17 protein-coding genes, 1 tRNA gene and 2 pseudogenes are annotated in these 16,702 nt (G+C 70.4%); 9 read left to right on the top strand and 11 right to left on the bottom strand.

All coding sequences use genetic code 11. From position 1 onward, the window contains the following. Positions 1–54 precede the first annotated feature (54 nt). From GEV28_RS09740 to GEV28_RS09725, 4 genes are all read right to left on the bottom strand, one after another. Complete coding sequence (locus GEV28_RS09740; RefSeq protein WP_291410863.1) at positions 55–735, bottom strand: hypothetical protein; 681 nt, start codon at positions 733–735, stop codon at positions 55–57. 131 nt (positions 736–866) lie between these two features. Next, positions 867–1,556 carry a histidine phosphatase family protein gene (locus GEV28_RS09735; RefSeq protein ID WP_291410861.1) on the bottom strand — a complete coding sequence of 230 codons (690 nt, stop codon included), beginning with the start codon at positions 1,554–1,556 and terminating at the stop codon, positions 867–869. A gap of 30 nt (positions 1,557–1,586) precedes the next feature. After that, the gene (locus GEV28_RS09730) at positions 1,587–2,426 is read right to left on the bottom strand and encodes an undecaprenyl-diphosphate phosphatase (protein WP_291410859.1); all 840 of its coding nucleotides are present in this window, start codon (positions 2,424–2,426) and stop codon (positions 1,587–1,589) included. A gap of 45 nt (positions 2,427–2,471) precedes the next feature. Then, positions 2,472–3,521, bottom strand: a complete 1,050-nt coding sequence (locus GEV28_RS09725; RefSeq protein WP_291410857.1) for an LLM class F420-dependent oxidoreductase — start codon at positions 3,519–3,521, stop codon at positions 2,472–2,474. A 103-nt stretch (positions 3,522–3,624) separates the two neighbouring features. On the opposite strand from GEV28_RS09725, the gene GEV28_RS09720 reads away from it, so the two are divergent. From GEV28_RS09720 to GEV28_RS09700, 5 genes are all read left to right on the top strand, one after another. Beyond that, on the top strand, positions 3,625–4,602 hold the full coding sequence (locus tag GEV28_RS09720) for an aldo/keto reductase (protein WP_291410855.1): 978 nt from the start codon (positions 3,625–3,627) through the stop codon (positions 4,600–4,602). 85 nt (positions 4,603–4,687) lie between these two features. Next, positions 4,688–5,383 carry a carbonic anhydrase gene (locus GEV28_RS09715; protein WP_291410853.1) on the top strand — a complete coding sequence of 232 codons (696 nt, stop codon included), beginning with the start codon at positions 4,688–4,690 and terminating at the stop codon, positions 5,381–5,383. Between the two features lie 113 nt (positions 5,384–5,496). After that, on the top strand, positions 5,497–5,682 hold the full coding sequence (locus GEV28_RS09710; RefSeq protein ID WP_291410851.1) for a hypothetical protein: 186 nt from the start codon (positions 5,497–5,499) through the stop codon (positions 5,680–5,682). A gap of 229 nt (positions 5,683–5,911) precedes the next feature. Further along, positions 5,912–6,922 (top strand): hypothetical protein, encoded by a 1,011-nt coding sequence (locus GEV28_RS09705; RefSeq protein WP_291410849.1) that lies wholly within the window; start codon positions 5,912–5,914, stop codon positions 6,920–6,922. Continuing rightward, positions 6,919–7,134, top strand: a complete 216-nt coding sequence (locus GEV28_RS09700) for a DUF5703 family protein (RefSeq protein WP_291410847.1) — start codon at positions 6,919–6,921, stop codon at positions 7,132–7,134. The genes GEV28_RS09705 and GEV28_RS09700 overlap by 4 nt, the downstream gene beginning before the upstream one ends. Positions 7,135–7,141: 7 nt before the next feature. Here GEV28_RS09700 and GEV28_RS09695 read toward each other — a convergent pair whose 3' ends face one another. Together GEV28_RS09695 and GEV28_RS09690 are read right to left on the bottom strand one after the other, a co-directional pair. Then, on the bottom strand, positions 7,142–7,705 hold the full coding sequence (locus tag GEV28_RS09695; RefSeq protein WP_291410845.1) for a DUF2231 domain-containing protein: 564 nt from the start codon (positions 7,703–7,705) through the stop codon (positions 7,142–7,144). 229 nt (positions 7,706–7,934) lie between these two features. After that, positions 7,935–9,269, bottom strand: coding sequence for a M20/M25/M40 family metallo-hydrolase (locus GEV28_RS09690; protein WP_291410843.1), 1,335 nt, complete (start codon positions 9,267–9,269; stop codon positions 7,935–7,937). 63 nt (positions 9,270–9,332) lie between these two features. Between GEV28_RS09690 and GEV28_RS09685 the strand changes: the two genes are divergently transcribed. Next, a tRNA-Leu gene (locus tag GEV28_RS09685) sits at positions 9,333–9,419 on the top strand. 251 nt (positions 9,420–9,670) lie between these two features. Beyond that, positions 9,671–10,051: a hypothetical protein gene (locus GEV28_RS09680; protein WP_291410958.1), complete on the top strand. Its 381-nt coding sequence runs from the start codon at positions 9,671–9,673 to the stop codon at positions 10,049–10,051. On the opposite strand, the gene GEV28_RS09675 is transcribed toward GEV28_RS09680, so the two are convergent. From GEV28_RS09675 to GEV28_RS09655, 5 genes and pseudogenes are all read right to left on the bottom strand, one after another. Then, positions 10,002–10,136, bottom strand: a complete 135-nt coding sequence (locus tag GEV28_RS09675) for a hypothetical protein (RefSeq protein ID WP_291410841.1) — start codon at positions 10,134–10,136, stop codon at positions 10,002–10,004. The two genes, GEV28_RS09680 and GEV28_RS09675, sit on opposite strands and share 50 nt — an antisense overlap. Positions 10,137–10,231: 95 nt before the next feature. Beyond that, positions 10,232–10,369, bottom strand: a pseudogene (locus GEV28_RS09670) (sulfite exporter TauE/SafE family protein); the annotation flags it as partial. A gap of 150 nt (positions 10,370–10,519) precedes the next feature. Next, positions 10,520–10,961, bottom strand: a pseudogene (locus tag GEV28_RS09665) (nitrate reductase subunit alpha); the annotation flags it as partial. Positions 10,962–11,094: 133 nt separating this feature from the next. Further along, entirely contained in the window at positions 11,095–11,586 is a 492-nt protein-coding gene (locus GEV28_RS09660; RefSeq protein ID WP_291410839.1) for a hemerythrin domain-containing protein, read from the bottom strand. Next, complete coding sequence (locus GEV28_RS09655; protein WP_291410837.1) at positions 11,579–12,745, bottom strand: MFS transporter; 1,167 nt, start codon at positions 12,743–12,745, stop codon at positions 11,579–11,581. The genes GEV28_RS09660 and GEV28_RS09655 overlap by 8 nt, the downstream gene beginning before the upstream one ends. Before the next feature lie 296 nt (positions 12,746–13,041). Between GEV28_RS09655 and GEV28_RS09650 the strand changes: the two genes are divergently transcribed. Both GEV28_RS09650 and GEV28_RS09645 read left to right on the top strand, forming a co-directional pair. Beyond that, positions 13,042–15,624: a multicopper oxidase domain-containing protein gene (locus tag GEV28_RS09650; RefSeq protein WP_291410835.1), complete on the top strand. Its 2,583-nt coding sequence runs from the start codon at positions 13,042–13,044 to the stop codon at positions 15,622–15,624. Continuing rightward, positions 15,621–16,070 carry a hypothetical protein gene (locus GEV28_RS09645; RefSeq protein ID WP_291410833.1) on the top strand — a complete coding sequence of 150 codons (450 nt, stop codon included), beginning with the start codon at positions 15,621–15,623 and terminating at the stop codon, positions 16,068–16,070. The genes GEV28_RS09650 and GEV28_RS09645 overlap by 4 nt, the downstream gene beginning before the upstream one ends. Positions 16,071–16,702 lie beyond the last annotated feature (632 nt).

The following is a 16,702-nucleotide window of genomic DNA, read 5'->3' as shown; positions in this document are numbered from 1 at the left end:
CCGCCCCACGGCAGTGTGGTCGTGGCTTGCCGAGCGCCCCCAGCCCCGGTGGAATCAGGCGGCGCGACCGCTCTTGTACCGCACGTACTCCTTGTTGGCGGCGCTGAGCGCCATGGCCAGCGCGATGATCGGCATGACGATCAGGATCAGCGGCACCAGCGGGCTGCCCTCGTTCGTGACGATGCGGATCAGCCAGTAGACGCACAGCACGATCTGCAGGCCGACGCTGACGAGGAACAGGTTCGCGGCCGAGCCGCCCAGGACCTTCACACCACCGGCGATGAGCAGGCCGACGCCGATGAGCTGCACGATCGAGACGGCCCAGAACTCGCCGAGCGCGCCGCTCAGCGCGATGCCGCCGGCCGTCTCCTCCGCGCCGTCGGCGAGGTCCTGGAGCGCGGCGAGCGCGATCATCAGGATGCCGGTGGTGATCAGCGTGATGCCCGCCTGGACGAACGCCAGCACGGCCGCCGCCGTGGTACCACCCGGACGGCCGACCGGGCCGCCGCCGTACTCCTGGGGCGCGGCCGGCATGCCGCCGTAGCCCTGCTGGTAGCCCGGCGCCTGCGGGGCCTGCGGAAAGCCGCCGCTACCCGGGTACTGCTGCTGCCCACCCGGCTGCTGGAAACCACCGCTGCCGGGATACTGGCCGCCGGGCTGGCCCTGGCCGCCGGGCTGACCCTGGCCGCCGGGCTGACCCTGGTCGCCGGGCTGCTGGCCGTATGGCTGTGTCATCACAACTCCTCGAAGGTCCGCCGCGGCGGAGCACAAATGGTGACCAGATATTGGCACAGTCGTCGGACGTTCCTCGGTGGTTTCACCCAGATCGTGAGGGGTGTCGGAAACCTGTCACGCGGAGCGACCGGTCACCCCCCCGGCACGGCGTCGCCGGCGGGCGGTTCGTCGGCGGCCGGTTCCGCCTCGCGCGGCACGATGCTGGCCAGCTCGCCCCCGTTGTCATTCATCCGGAGCACGAAGGGCCTGGTCTCGGTGTACTGGACCACGGAGACCGAGGCCGGGTTCACGACGATGCGCTGGAAGGTGTCGAGATGCTGGCCGAGCGCGTCGGCGATGATCGCCTTGAGGACGTCGCCGTGGCTGCACAGGAGCCACACGGCCTTCGGTCCGTGGGCGGCGGATATGCGCGCGTCATGCGCCCGCACCGCGGCCACGGCCCTGGTCTGGACCTGCGCGAGGCCCTCGCCCTCCGGGAACACCGCGGCCGACGGGTGCTGCTGGACCACCGACCAGAGCGTCTCCTTGAACAGGGTCTTGAGCTCCCTGCCGGTCCAGGCCCCGTAGTCCACTTCGGACAGGGAGTCCTCGGTGACCGGCGCCAGGTCGCGTGCCTTCGCCAGCGGCGTGACGGTCTGCTGGCAACGCAGCAGCGGCGAGCACACGATCTCGGCGAGCGGCACCTGCGCGAGGCGGTCCACCAGCGCGTCGGCTTGCTTGCGCCCGCTCTCGTCGAGCTCCACCCCCGGTGAGCGCCCGGCGAGGACGCCGGAGCCGTTGGCGGTGGAGCGGGCATGTCTGAGCAGTACGACGGTGGCCACGGCGTCGACCCTACGGTGCGGCCCGGACGGTCACGGCTCGAGGACGTTGCCGAACAGCAGCCCGAACAAGGCCAAGCCGATGACCACCCGGTAGATGCCGAACCCGTTGATGCTGTGCCGGGCCACGAACCGCAGCAGCCACGCGACCGAGGCGTAGGCGACGACGAACGACACCACCGTGCCGACGATCAGCGGCGCCGCGCCGACGCCCGCCCCCATCGCGTCCTTGAGCTCGTAGATGCCCGCGCCGGTGAGCGCCGGGATCGACAGGAAGAACGACAGCCGGGTCGCGGTGACCCGGTCCAGGCCGAGCAGCAGCGAGGTGGAGATCGTCGCGCCGGAGCGGGAGAAGCCGGGGAACAGCATCGCGAGGATCTGCGAGGAGCCGACCAGCATCGCGTCGGCGAACGTGACCTCCTTCTCGCCGCGCTTCTGGGTGCCCAGCCGCTCGGCGAGCCACATGACCCCGCTGCCGACGATCAGCGAGCCGGCCACGATCCACAGCGACGCGAGGGGGCCCTTGATCAGTGACTGGGCGAGGATGCCGACGACGACGATCGGGATGGTGGCGAAGACGATCCACCAGGCGAACTTGTAGTCGTGCTCGGCGCGGGCCGCCGGGTTGACCAGGCCACGCCCCCAGGCCCGGGCGAGCCGGACGATGTCGCCGAAGAAGTAGACCAGCACGGCCGCGATCGCGCCGACCTGGATCACCGCGGTGAACCCGACGACGGCCGGGTCGTCCACGGGGATGTCGAGGAACCCCTCGGTGATCTTGAGGTGGCCGGTCGAGGAGACCGGGAGGAACTCGGTGAGCCCTTCGACGACGCCGAGAATGACCGAGTCAAGGACACTGATCGTGGTTGTCAAGAACTGTCCTCGTCATCAGGTCGGCGAGCCGGGCTCACCACCCGGTCAGTCGCCGACACCTGCCTTGTCCAGAGCCTCCACCGCGACGCGCAGGGCCGCGATGCTGTGCTCGAGATCTTGCAGCACCGGGGAAACCGTCAACGTGGTGACCCCCGACTCGGCGAGCTTCCGCATCTGCTCGGCGATACGTTCCCGCGGTCCGAGCAGCGACGTCGAGTCGATGAAGCCCAGCGGCACCTTCGCCGCGGCGCCCGCGTAGTCCTTCGCGAGGTACAGGTTCTGCACCTCGGCCGCCTCCGCCTCGTAGCCCATCCGGCAGGCGAGGTTGTTGTAGAAGTTCTGCTCGCGGCTGCCCATGCCGCCGACGTAGAGCGCCGAGTACGGCCGCACGGTGTCCGCGGCGGCCTTCCAGTCGTCGCCGACCACGAGCGGCGAGGTCGGCACGACGTCGAAGCCCTCGAGCGTCTTGCCCACCTTCTCCCGACCCTGCCGGATCAGCTCGAGCGACTCGTGCGCGTACTCCGGGGAGTAGAAGATCGCGAGCCAGCCGTCCGCGATCTCACCGGTCAGCCGCAGGTTCTTCGGGCCGATCGAGGCGAGGTAGATCGGGATGCGATCGCGCACCGGGTGCGCGGTGAGCTTCAGCGGCTTGCCCGGCCCGTCCGGCAGCGGCAGCGTGAAGTGCTTGCCCTGGAAGGAGACCCGCTCGCGGCGCAACGCCTGCTTGACGATCTCCACGTACTCGCGGGTGCGGGCGAGCGGCTTGTCGAACTTGACGCCGTACCAGCCCTCGGACACCTGCGGTCCGGACACGCCCAGGCCCAGGCGGAACCGCCCGCCGGAGAGCGTGTCGAGGGTCGCGGCGGTCATCGCGGCCATCGTCGGCTGCCGCGCGGGGATCTGCAGGATCGCGCTGCCGACGTCGATCCGCGACGTGTGCGCGGCCACCCACGCGAGCACCGTCGGCACGTCGGAGCCGTAGGCCTCGGCGGCCCACGCGACCGAGTACCCGAGGCGGTCCGCCTCCTTGGCCAGCTCGAGGTTGTTGGCGTCGTTGCCGGCGCCCCAGTAGCCCAGGTTCAGTCCCAGTCGCATTCGCTGACCTTACCGATAGTTGGCTCAGTGCCAACTGTGGTCGCGGCCACGCGTTCGGGGAGTCTGCCAGCGAGAACGGGAGCTCCCGCTTAGTCTTCCCCGGGTGGAGCAACGACACCTCGGGCACAGCGGGCTGCGCGTGTCCAGGATCGGTCTGGGGACCATGACCTGGGGCCAGGACACCGACGCCGACGAGGCCGCCAGCCAACTGGTCGCGTTCGCCGACCTGGGCGGCACCCTGGTGGACACCGCCGACGTCTACAACGACGGCGAGGCCGAGCGCATCCTCGGCACGCTCCTCGACGACCTCGTGCCGCGGCAGGACGTCGTACTCGCCACCAAGGCGGTGGCCCGCCGCGACGAGGGGCCGTTCGGCGGCGGCGCGTCCCGGGGCGCGCTGCTCACCGCGCTCGACGGGTCGCTGCGCAGGCTCGGCGTCGACCACATCGACCTGTGGCAGCTGCACGCGTGGGACCCGGCGGTGCACATCGAGGAGACGCTCGCGGCCGTGGACGCGGCGGTGACCAGTGGCAAGGTCCGCTACGCCGGTGTGTCGAACTACAGCGGCTGGCAGCTCGCCACCGCCGCCACGATCCAGCGGTCGAAGCCGTTCGGCGCGCCACTGGTGAGCACGCAGATGGAGTACTCGCTGCTCGAGCGCGGCCTCGAGCGGGAGGCCGGCCCGGCGGCCGACCACCACGGGATCGGCCTGCTGGCCTGGGCGCCGCTCGGTCGGGGGGTGCTCACCGGCAAGTACCGCGCGGCGACGCCGGCCGACTCGCGCGGCGCGACCACCCACTTCGGGCCCTACGTCGAGCACCACCGCAACGAGCGCGCGGCGCGGATCGTGCAGGCCGTCGTCACCGCGGCCGACGGGCTCGCCACCTCTCCCCTGTCGGTGGCGCTGGCCTGGGTGCGCGACCGGCCCGGGGTGGCGTCCGCGGTCGTGGGCGCGCGGGACACGGGCCAGCTGCTCGGCTCGCTGGTGTCCGAGGAGCTGACGCTGCCGTCCGCGATCCGGGCGGCCCTGGACGACGTGAGCGACATCGAGCTCGGCTATCCGGAGACCCGGCTCAGTTGACGCTCCGTGAGGGTGGTTACGCCGTTCGGCTGATCGTCGGTTCGACCACTCGCCAAGATCGCAAAGCGTCGGAATTGTATGTTGTATGAAGTATGCGAACTTGAGCCGTCGCTCGCTGCTGGCCATCGGCACCGCCGCCGCGGCGGGCGTCGTCGTCGGCGCCTCGGCCCCCGCCGTCGCCGCCCCTGCTCGTGCGACCGGTGACCCGTGGGCCCGGCTGGTCGCCGGCAACGCCCGCTTCGCCGCCGGTCGGCAGGCCCACCCGCGCCAGGACCCGGCCTACCGGCGGAGCCTGGTCGCCGGCCAGGAGCCGTTCGCCTGCGTGGTCGGCTGCGCGGACTCCCGGGCGCCCGCCGAGCTGCTGTTCGACCAGGGCCTCGGCGACCTGTTCACCGTCCGCGCGATCGGCGAGATGCTCGACGACGGCGTCGTCGGGAGCATCGAGTACGCCGTCGAGCACCTGCACGTGCCACTGGTGGTGGTCCTCGGTCACGCCGAGTGCGGCGCGGTGAAGGCGGCGATCGACCTGGTCCGGGGCACCAGTGAGGTCACCGGCTCGGTGAGCACCGTGGCGCGGGCCGTCGAGGCGACCGTGCGCGCCACGCCGCCGCAGCCGACCGAGCGCGAGTTCGTCGCAGCGTGCGTCCGCAACCAGGCGCTGCGGGTGGCCGAGGAGCTGCCCCGCCGCTCCCCCACGATCGACACCGCGGTCACCGAGCACGGCGTCCACGTCGTCGCGGCCGTCTACGACCTCGGGAGCGGCCTGGTGCGGCGGCACTGACGAGGAGAAGCAACCGGATCGCCCGGCGGTCCCGTCCAGTCGGCACGAGCCAGGACGCCGACGACGACGGCACTCCCCGGTCGCCGCTGCTGTCGGCCGTCGCGGTGCCGACCATGGTCCTCGGCGCGCCCGAGGACGGCTGGAAGGAGCGCGCGCCCGACACCACGACCCGGCTCGACGACCACATCGAGCGTCATCCCGACCGGTTCGGCGCGACGTGGATGGCGCACGCCGCCGCCTGGAGGTCCTCGTCGTCGGCGTGGTCACCGGCGACCTCGACGAGCACGGCGATACCGTGATCAGCACCGCCGGGCTCGGCCTGCCGAACCCGCGGCCGTCGTGACCGTCCCGATCCGCCCGCTGCGCTGACACGCCGTAGTCGGCCCCCGCCCGCCGAGACCCCGAAACAGGGGTTAGCGTCCCGGCCGGTATTGGAGCATGCTGGAAGGAACGTCCCAACGGCGTGACGCAGGGTGTTCGGCCACCGTGCGGCACACCGTCCCGGGCCGGCGGACGTGTCGGAGGTCGATGTTGCGTCGCATGATGGCCGTGGTGCTCGTGAGCTGTGCCGCGGCGGCGGGTTGCTCCTCAGGGGAGCCCAGCGACGAGTTGATGGTGTCGGACAACCCGACCGCGGCCACCGCGGCTCACTCGCCCACGGCGTCGGTGAAGCCCGCCGGCACGGTGAGCGCGCTGCCCGGCACCCCGACCTCGATGGTGGTCGACGCCGAGCACCGGCTGCTCGCGGTCGCCGTCGACGAGCCGCCGTCCGTGCTGCTCTACCGGCTCGACACCGACGCCCTCGCCGACCCGACCCGGGTCGCGCTGCCCGGCCCCGCCGACACGCTCTCGCTGGCCGGCCCGGACGGTCCGCTGCTCGCCGCGTCCGGTTCGGCCGGTCAGCTCGTCCGGATCACGCTCCCGGACGGGACGACCACGAAGGCGCCGATCCGCGGCGAGCCGGTGAGCGCCGCGTCGCTGGGCGACCGGACCCTGGTGGCGGTTCGCGACCGCAAGGCCGTCGCGGTCCTCGGCGGCGACAAGGTCTACCGGATGATCTCCGGCGGCCTCTACAGCGCCGACCAGGTGCTCTCCACCGGCAAGAACGCGGTCGTGTTCGACCGGCTGCGCAACGCCCTGTTCGAGCTCGACGTCTCGGCGGGCACCGTCGACGAGGGGCTGCGTACCGGCGAGGGCGCGACCAACGCGGTGACCGACCGGTTCGGCCGGGTCCTGGTCGCCGACACCCGCGGGGGCGCGCTGCTGGCGTTCTCGCTGGACCCGCTGCTGATGCGGCAGCGATACCCCGTCGACGGCGCGCCGTACGGGCTCGCCTACGACGCGAAGCGGGATCTCGTGTGGGTGACGCTCACCGGCACGAACGAGGTAGTCGGGTTCGACGTGGCGGACGGGCAGCCGGAGGAGAAGTTCCGCTTCCCGACGGTCGAGCAGCCCGACACCGTGGCCGTGGACCCGGACAGCGGGCGCGTGGTGGTCGCGTCCGCGACTGGAAAGGGAATTCAGGTGATTGCAGTATGAGTGCAGACGGGGTGATCGACGGGGACTGGGAGTACCGGCCGTTGCGACTCCCGCCCGGAGTGTCGCGGCGCGCGGCGGCCACGCAACTGTCCATCCACGCCGAGTTCGCCGGTTGGGAGCTGTCGAACGTGCGGCTCTACTCGGACGGAAGCCGACGGGTGCTGCTCAAGCGTCGTCGTACCGTCGGCCTCCTGCCCGGACTGAGCACGTAGCTCCCGCTCACCCGCCGTTCGCGGGCGGGTTCTTCTCGACGAAGTCCCATACGAGGCGCGCCCCGGCGTCGCCCACGCGGTAGACATGGATGCCGGTGCCGACCGCGAGGCCCACCGTGGCCACGATCGCCACGAGCATGGCGACCGTCTGGCTGGTGGCCTTCCTCGTGGCGGTCGCGACCGCCACTCCCCCGTCCGCCGGCTCGTCCGCGGGCTCGGCCTCCACCTCGGCGGCCGCGCGGCGCTCGGCCATCGTGTGCAGGACCATCAGCGCGGTCACCGCCACGAACAGGGCCAGCGCCCACCAGACCATCAGGTTGCCGAGCTCGGCGTGTCGCTCGATCCCCGAGTTGGTGCCGATCCGGGCTTCCAGCTTGGTGCCGCTGTTGGTGGCGATCGGCGCCAGGATCGTGCCGACCGCCGCGGCCGCGACCGCCAGCCAGCCGAACCGCTTGCGGACCCAGGGCCAGATCGCGGTCAGGATCGAGCCGAGCACGGCGACCGGCAAGAGGACCACCACGAAGTGCACGATGAGCGGGTGCAGTGGGAGTCCGCCGATGAATTCGGGCACGATTCCTCCGGTTGGTCCTGTATGTCCGAACTAGACGGGCATGTCGAGTATCGCCCCCCATGGGCACCGGAGAGTACGCGCCAAAGTCGGAAAAGGTTCAACTACCTCTCAGCAAGTCGCCGATCGGTACGAAGATCCACGGCACGATCCGCGCCGGCGCCTCGAGCGGGAGCATGTGCCCCGGTCCGGCAACGTCACCACGTGGACGTGCCGGGGATCCGCCGTTCGGTCAGCAGGTGCGCAGGAACCGGTCGAGGACCCGAGTCCCGAACCGGACCGCGTCCACCGGGACGCGCTCGTCGACCCCGTGGAAGAGCGCGGTGAAGTCGAGGTCCGGCGGCAGGCGCAGGGGTGCGAACCCGAAGCATCGGATGCCGAGGGTGTGGAACGCCTTGGCGTCCGTGCCGCCCGAGAGCACGTACGGCATGGTCCTCGCGCCGGGGTCCTCGCTCTGAACCGCGGCCGTCATCGCGTCGACGAGCGCGCCGTCGAAGGTCGTCTCGACGGACGGGAGGTGCGTGACCCACTCGCGTTCCACGTCGGGCCCGAGGATCTCGTCGAGCTCCCGCTCGAAGGCGGTCTCCCGGCCCGGCAGGACCCGGCAGTCCACAACGGCCTCGGCGACGGACGGGATGACGTTCGCCTTGTAGCCGGCCGTGAGCATGGTCGGGTTAGCGGTGTCACGCAGCGTGGCCCCCACAACCCGCGCGAACGGTCCGAGCTTGGCCACGGAACCGGGAAGATCATCCTCATCGAACTCGAGCCCGGTGAGCGCCGTCATCGACTCGAGAAAGGCGCGCACGGAGTCGGTGACGACCACCGGAAACTGGTGCGCCCCGAGCCGGGCCACGGCCGCCGCGAGCTTGGTGACCGCGTTGTCGTCATGAAGCATCGACCCGTGCCCCGCGCGCCCCCGCACGCGCAGCCGCATCCAGGCGATCCCTTTCTCCGCGATCTCGATCGTGTAAGCCCGCAGGTCGTCCGCGAGCGTGATCGAGAAACCCCCGACCTCCCCCACAGCCTCGGTAACTCCGTCGAACAAATCACGCCGATTGTCCACAAGCCATTGCGACCCGAGAGCCCCGCCGGCCTCCTCATCGGCAACGAACGCGAACACGAGATCCCGAGGCGGCACGACCCCGTCCCGCTTGAACCGCCTCGCGACCGCCAATGTCATCCCGACCATGTCCTTCATGTCGACCGCGCCGCGCCCCCAGATGTACCCGTCCTGGACGGCCCCGGAGAACGGATGAACGGACCACTCGGTGGGATCAGCGGGCACGACGTCCAGATGCCCGTGCACCAGCAGTGCCCCCCGGTCCCGATCGACCCCAGGAAGCCGAACGAAGACGTTCCCGCGCCCCTTGGCCCCGGACTCGAGATAGGTGACCTCGTAACCGACCTCGGAGAGCTTCTCGGCCACGTACTCGGCAGCGACGCGCTCCCCAACAGTGGTGTCCGGCTCGCCGGTGTTGGTGGTGTCGATCCGGATGAGCTCACTCGTGAGCTGAACGGCCTCGTCCTGGGCCAGCGTGGTGGTGTCGATCGGTTCGTTCACCAGCACTTCCTACCATTGCGACGCCCCGTTACGCCGAGCCCGAGACGTCCAGTACGCTGTGCCCACCTGGTCCGAGTGGCGGAATGGCAGACGCGCTAGCTTGAGGTGCTAGTGCCCGACAAGGGCGTGGGGGTTCAAGTCCCCCCTCGGACACCACTCTTCGCGACATCTCGCGCAACTGGTGAAATCACACCGACCGGCCAATTGCCCCAAACCATCGGATGCTCGACGTGTTCCGTCCTTTGGCTTCTGCCCCAGCGGGGCGAGCAGGGCACACGTGCAAGATCTCGTCGTAGTGAGGGTCCGGAAGGCAACATCGGCGGTCGTTGCAGGAGGTGCAGGGAGTAGAGAACGCCTGACGACCCCGCCGTCACAGCAAGGTCGTCGGCTGGACCGCCCTCTCCCCAATGTCCGCCCGCGAGTGCCATGCGGACGTCGCCAAGAGCTCCATCCACGTCACAGTCGGCGACCGCGGCCGTGGCATCGGCAAAGCCTTCATCCGCCACCAGGCGACTGCCGCCGACGACGCCGACCTGTGGACCCTCCAAACCGCCATCTTCGCTGAGAACCGCGCCAGCATCGCCCTCCACCCACCGCCGGCTACCGCACCCGTCGGCATCCGCGAACGCATCGCTTACTCAACGGCACCTGGCCACGACACCGTCCTACTCGAACGCCGCACCAACATCGTCAGCCGCCCTCGCCTGGTGACCGGATCTCACCCTCGTGCCATCGGCGCTACCTCAGCGGCTGAGCACGCGGTTCGCGGAGCATCGCCACGGCGGTGACGAGCATCATCACGACGAAACCGGCGAGCAGCCAGGTGCCGGGGATGAACGCGGCGAGCCGGCCGCCGCCGTAGGCGCCGGCCATGGCGGTGGCGCTGAACAGCAGCCCGGTGCGCCAGCCATCCGGCCGGCGCGAGCGTGCGGGATCGCACCCAGCGCGCTGGTGACGCCGACGACGAACAGGGACATCGCGATGGCCTGCTTGGCGTCGAGCCCGGCGAGGTAGACGAGGATCGGGACGGTGAGGATCGACCCGCCGCCGAGCACACCGAGGGCGACCCCGATGAGCACGGCCGCAGCGAGTGTGAGGACCAGCATGGCGCTCAGCCCGTTCGGTGGTGAGCGCGGCCACGACGGTCTGGAACGTCGCGCGCGGGCCGCGGTTGTAGGGCAGCTTGGTGAGCAGCATGCCCATCAGGCAGGTGTTGGTGAGTGCGGCGACGGTGAGCCCATCGCCGATGAGCGCGGCTCCGGATCCTCCACAATGGACGCCCAGGCGAGTACCGGGTCACCGTGCGGGCCTTGGCCTCCCGGTACATCTCCAGCAGCACACCCCGCACGTAGGGATAACGCACCCGGGTGGGTGAGTAGGTGTATCAGGAGAACGCCGCACCGAGGGGACAGCCGCGCGGCTCGTACTCCGGCCGGTCCGGCCCCACCGACGGGTAATCGGTCTGCTGCTCCTCCCACGTGATGATCCCGTCCTTGACATACACCTTCCACGAACACGAACCCGTGCAGTTCACCCCGTGCGTCGACCGCGCCACCCTGTCGTGACTCCACCGGTCCCGATAGAACTCATCGGCCTGCCGCCCACCGATCTGGTGCAACGTCCGCAGATCATCGGAACCTCGGCACGGGTGAAGAACCGCCGGGTACGCACCAAGGCGTCGACCAATTCGCTGTCCAGTCCGCTTTTCCCGCGGGTGGTTCGGTTTCAGTGCTCACGACGACAGCTCCTCCTAGCAATCGCGGGGGCAAGATTGATCGACAGGGCTATTTGCGACCCTAGTGGCCTACCGACGCGGCCGCAGATCGTTGACTCACGGTGTGCGCGTCGGTGTCTGTGTCGGCGCTGGTGTCACGGTCCCGACCTGGGCGCGGATGGCGTCGACCGCCTCCCAGTCGGCGGCGTCGAGGTTGGCCAGGGCGGCGGGGAAGACCCCGTCCTGCTCAGCCAGGATGTGCTCGCGCAGCACCCGCATGGCGGCCGTCAGCCGTACCGGCCAGGCCGGATCAGCCGGTACTCCGTCGGCGGCCTCGGCGAGGATTGCCTCGATCCGCCGGTGCTGGGTGGTCAAGCTGGTGACGTGGTCACCGAACTCGGCGGCCAGGGGCGGGAACAGGCCCTGTTCTTCCACTGCGGTGTGTGGGCCGAGCACCGCGGCGATCCGGCGAGCCACGGCCGCCATGCCGGCGACGTCGCCGACGGTGTGCGCGGCCCGCACCCGGCTGACCAGGGTGACCACCTCGTCGTGCTCACGGCTCAGCTCGGCGATCGCATCCAGTGCCTGGCAACCGCGGTACTCACACATGCTCCGCCCCAGCGGCACGGCGCACCGCGGTCGCGGTAAACACCAGGGCGGCGAGCGCGACCACGGCCAACGCGGCCAGCCCCAGCGCGTAGGACGCGAACGCGCCGTACAGGGCGCCCATCACCAGCGGCGGCACGAACCCGCCCAACCCGCCGGCCGCGCCGACAACCCCGGTGACCGAGCCGACCTTGTTGCTCGGGGTGAGCTTGGCGACCAGCGCGAACACCGCGCCACTGCCGGCGCCGAGCGCGGCGGCCATGGTCAGGAACGCGATCGTGCCCAGCGGCATCAGGTCCGGGGTGAACGACTGCACCGCCGCGTCGACGGTCACCACGGCGAGCGAGGCGACCAGTACCCGCACGGGCCCGAACCGGTCGGACAGCCAGCCGCCGACCGGGCGCATCACGACCGCGAGCACCACGAACCCGGCCATCCGGTTGGCCGCGTCGGCCTGAGTCAGCCCGTAGGCGGTCTTCAGGTACGCCGGCAGATAGACCGAGAACGCGACGAACCCACCGAACGCCACCGCGTACAGCGCCGACGCCTGCCACGTGATCGGCAACCGCGCGGTGTCCGCCAGGCGCTTGCCCACCGACTCGGTCGGCACCACCCGTCCCGGCGCGTCCCGCAACCACAGCGCCGCGACGACCGCGTACGCCGCGAGCACCACCGCCGTCACCACGAACGGTGTCGCCACACCCCACCCGTCGACCAGCTTGACCGTGGTCAGCGCGCTGATGGCCGTGCCACCCATACCCGCGCCGAAGATCCCGATCGCCAGTCCACGCCGCTCGGGCGGGAACCAGGCGGTGACGAACGGCACCCCCACCGCGAACGCGGTACCGCCCACACCGAGGAAAAAGCCGCCCACGAGTAGCGCGGCCAGCGAGGAATGCCCGAGCAGGCCGAGGAACAGCACCGGCACGATCGTCACCGCCGACACCACCGAGAACATCACCCGCCCACCGAACCGGTCGGTCAACGCGCCCACCGGGATCCGCCCGACCGACCCGACCACCACCGGCACCGCGACCAGCAACGCCTGCTGAAACGCACTCAGTCCAAGGTCGTCCTTGAACAGCGGCCCCAACGGGCTCAGCAAGGCCCACGCCCAGAAGTTCACCGCGAACCCGACCGTGGCCAGGCTCAGCATCAGCATCCGGCGGCCGGTGGTTGGCCGACTGGTGTCCGTGGACAACTCTGATGTCCGCAGGCTCATCGCAGCTCCCTCGCCCGTCGTCTGATGTGTGGTGGTCATGGTCATCCCGACTCGTCGTCGCACGCTGGTTCACCTCCAAGCGGGTGAACACGTCCAGCATCGCGAGAGTCCCCACGGCCGGACAGCGATCAACGGCCCTCGTCCGGAGGGACCAACGTCCCTAGCCGGTACCACGATCGGCGGGGTTCCCTCGGTGGCGTGAACGAAATAGGCACTCACACCACCGGGGTGCGTCCATGACACAGTTCGTCGACCTCACTCCCCCAACAACACGCCCAACGGCGCGGCGGCGCGGCGGCCCACGAGGACCGGTGTTCGTGTGGGCCAACGCCGCGGTGCTCGGCTGGCTCGCCGTCGCCATCGTCCTGCTGGCCACGCACGACACGCTGGGTCTGCCGAGTTGGCTGGCACTGCACGCGCTGTTGCTCGGCGCGGTCACCAACGCAATCGTGATCTGGTCGGAGCACTTCGTCGTGGCACTGTGCCGCGTCCCGGGGCCGCCGCCCCGCCGGCTCGCGCTCGGGTTGACCGCGCTGAACGTGTTCGTCACTGCCGTGCTGGTCGGCGTCACCGCCGGTATCGCGGTGCTCAGCGGGATCGGCGGCGCCGGGGTGGCGGTGATCGCCGCCGTGCACACCATGCACCTGCTGCGGATGCGTAAGGCCGCGTCGTTCGGGCGGTTCGGCTACCTGATCAGCTTCTACAGTGCGGCGAGCGCCGCGCTGCTGGCCGGAGCCGTGCTCGGGGCCCGGCTGGCGGTGGGCGCTGGCCAGTGGTATTCCCGACTGTGGTCCGCGCACGTCCATGTCACGCTGCTGGGCTGGGTCGGGTTCTCCGTGCTGGGCACGCTGTTCACCCTGTGGCCGACCACTCTCGGCACCCAGATCGCCGACGGCACCGCGGCGGCCGCGCGACGCTCGCTGCCGACCCTCGCGGCCGGGCTCGCGCTCACCGTCGGCGGCATGCTCGCCGCCAACCTGTGGCTGACCGTCGCCGGCCTGGCGTGCTACGCGGCCGGTGTCGCCGTCGTGGCGGTCCCACTGGTGCGCGCCGTCGGCACGCGCCGGCCGGCCGGGCCGGCGGCGTGGATGCTGGCCGCCGCCACCGGCTGGCTCGGCGTCGCGGTGGTGTTCGACGCCTTCCGGTTGGCCCTCGCCGGGTCGGTCGACGCCCTCCCGGACATCCTCGGCACGGTGCTGCCCGTACTCGTGCTCGGCTTCACCGCACAGGTGCTCGTCGGGGCGCTGACCCAACTGCTGCCTGTCGTGCTGGGCCGAGGACCGGCCGAACACAAGGCCATCGCCGAGACGCTGGCCGGCGGTTGGCGGGTCCGTGTGGTGCTCGCCAACGTCGCGGTTCCCCTCGTCGCGGTCCCGGCGACCGAACTGTCGCTGATCGGATGGGCGCTGGGTGCCCTCAGCGTCGGCGCCTTCGTCGTGCTGGCCCTGCGAGTCGCGGTCCCCGTGGCCGTGCGCGGCGCACTCACCACCGGCGCGACCACTCGCACGACGACTGGCACCGGCACTGTCACCGGTGTCGTCACCGGGCTGGCCGTGGTGGTGCTCGCCGTCGCTCTGGCCACCAGCGGACAGACCACCGACCAACCGGTCCCCGGCGACGCACGCACCGTCGACGTGACCCTCAGTGACATGCGGATACGACCGGCCATCGTCGAAGTCGAAGCGGGCACCCGGCTGGTGCTGCGCGTGACCAACCACGACGCGATGCCGCACGACCTGCGCGGCGACAACGGCCAGCACACACCCCGGTTGCGACAGGGCGAGACCGCCTTGCTGGACCTCGGCGAGATCAGCGGCGACCGCGAAGCGTGGTGTGCCGTGGCCGGGCACCGCGCCGCCGGCATGACCATGACCATCCGGGCCCGTGGCGGGCACCAGCACACTCCAACCGACACCACGAACAGCGATGCCGGGACGCCGGCCCTGGACCTGGCCGCCGACCCGTCACCAGGCTGGACGGCCCACGACCCCCGGCTCGCACCACCGACCGGGACTGTCCACCGCGTCGAACTCCGCGTCACCGAACAGAACCTCGAGGTAGCACCGGGCGTGCGTCAGCGGCGATGGACCTTCGCCGGCACGGCGCCCGGCCCCACCCTGCGTGGACGGGTCGGCGACCGGTTCGAGGTCACCCTGATCAACGACACCGACATGGGCCACGGGATCGACTTCCACGCCGGCGCGCTGGCCCCGGACCAGCCGATGCGCACCATCGAGCCCGGCGAGCGGCTGGTCTACCGGTTCACCGCGACCCATGCCGGCGCCTGGCTCTACCACTGCAGCACCATGCCCATGTCCCAACACATCGCGAACGGCATGTACGGCGCGGTCATCATCGACCCACCCGGCCTGCCCTCCGTCGACCACGAGTACCTGCTGGTCAGCTCCCAGCTCTACCTCGGCACACCCGGCAGCGACAGCCAGGTCGAGAAGATCCGCACCGGCGAGCCGGACGGGTGGATGTTCAGCGGCATGGCCGCCCAGTACGACCACGCCCCACTCACCGCCGGCCCCGGGCAACGAGTCCGGATCTGGCTGGTCAACGCCGGACCGGGCGACACCACCGCCTTCCACGTCGTCGGCGCCCAGTTCGACACCGTCTACCGCGAAGGCGCCTACCTGCTGCGACCCACCGACGCCGCCGGTGGCGCCCAGGTCCTCGACCTCGCGCCCGCTCAGGGCGGGTTCGTCGAACTGTCCTTCCCCGAACCCGGCCACTACCCGTTCGTCGACCACGACATGCGCCACGCCGAGAACGGCGCCCACGGCCTGTTCACCATCACCGAGCCACCCCGATGATCGACATCTGGACCATCGTGCGGTTCCTGCACGTCCTCGGCGCCATCATCTGGGTCGGCGGACAACTCACCATCACCATCGTCCTGCTACCGCCCGTGCGACGCATGCTCTCCACGACCGACCGCGCCGGCCTGCTGCGCACCGTGGGCAAGCGCTTCGCGCTCATCACCATGGCGGTCTTCCTGCCCAACCAGATCACCACCGGCGTCCTGCTCGCCTGGCAACACGGCGTCACCTGGGCCGCACTCCTCCAACCCGGCTACGGCCGCGTCCTGGCCGCCAAACTGCTCCTGTTCACCCTCGTCATGGTCGCCGCCACCCTGCATGGCATCGCCCAGGCCAAACACCAGCCCGGCAAAGCCAGAGCAGCCTCGATCACCGCACTGATCGGCTCACTCGGCGTCATCCTGCTCGCCACCGCACTCGCCGAAGGAAACGCGGGCTGACCGCACGAGGACCGAATAATTCGTTGGCGTGACACGACCGCCACTAGTTCGGTCAAGAGAAAATTGATCGTCAGTCGCCCCGGATATCAGCAACACTCGGCGGCGGTCGCCACCTGACGTTGAGGAGTGATCGGCTATGACCGCCGCGGCCACGGTTGACGCTGATATGCATGTGTTCACCGCCCCGCTCTATTCGCTTGGGAGATTACGCACCGGTGCAATGCCCGCTGCCTGCACTGCTACCCGGCATCCGGGCCGGCGGCTGACTGTTCGGCGGATCTGACCACCGACGAGGCTGTGACGTCATCGACCAACTCGCCGACGCCGACGTGGTCGTACTGGCCTTCTCCGGCGGGGAGCCGATGATGCGGCAGGACTGGCCGGTGCTGGTGCGCCGGGCGTCGGCCGTGGTCTGTCGGTCGATGTCACAGCCACCTCGCCCTCGCCACGGCCCGTGACCCCGTCCGGCGGTCACGTACCTGACGTGTGTTCTTAGGGCTCGTAGTAAAATAACTTGGGTTTTGGTCTCGGGGTGTTTATGGTCTGTGCTATGAGCCTGGTCATGGATTCTCTCGAACGCCGCTATGACGCGGTCAAGCCGCATCTGACTGAGCGGCAACGTCGGGTCTGGC

Source organism: Actinophytocola sp., assembly GCF_009379765.1.
GTDB lineage: Bacteria > Actinomycetota > Actinomycetes > Mycobacteriales > Pseudonocardiaceae > Actinophytocola.
Note: the sequence above shows the minus strand (reverse complement) of the source record. Positions and strands in the feature narration are given on the sequence as shown.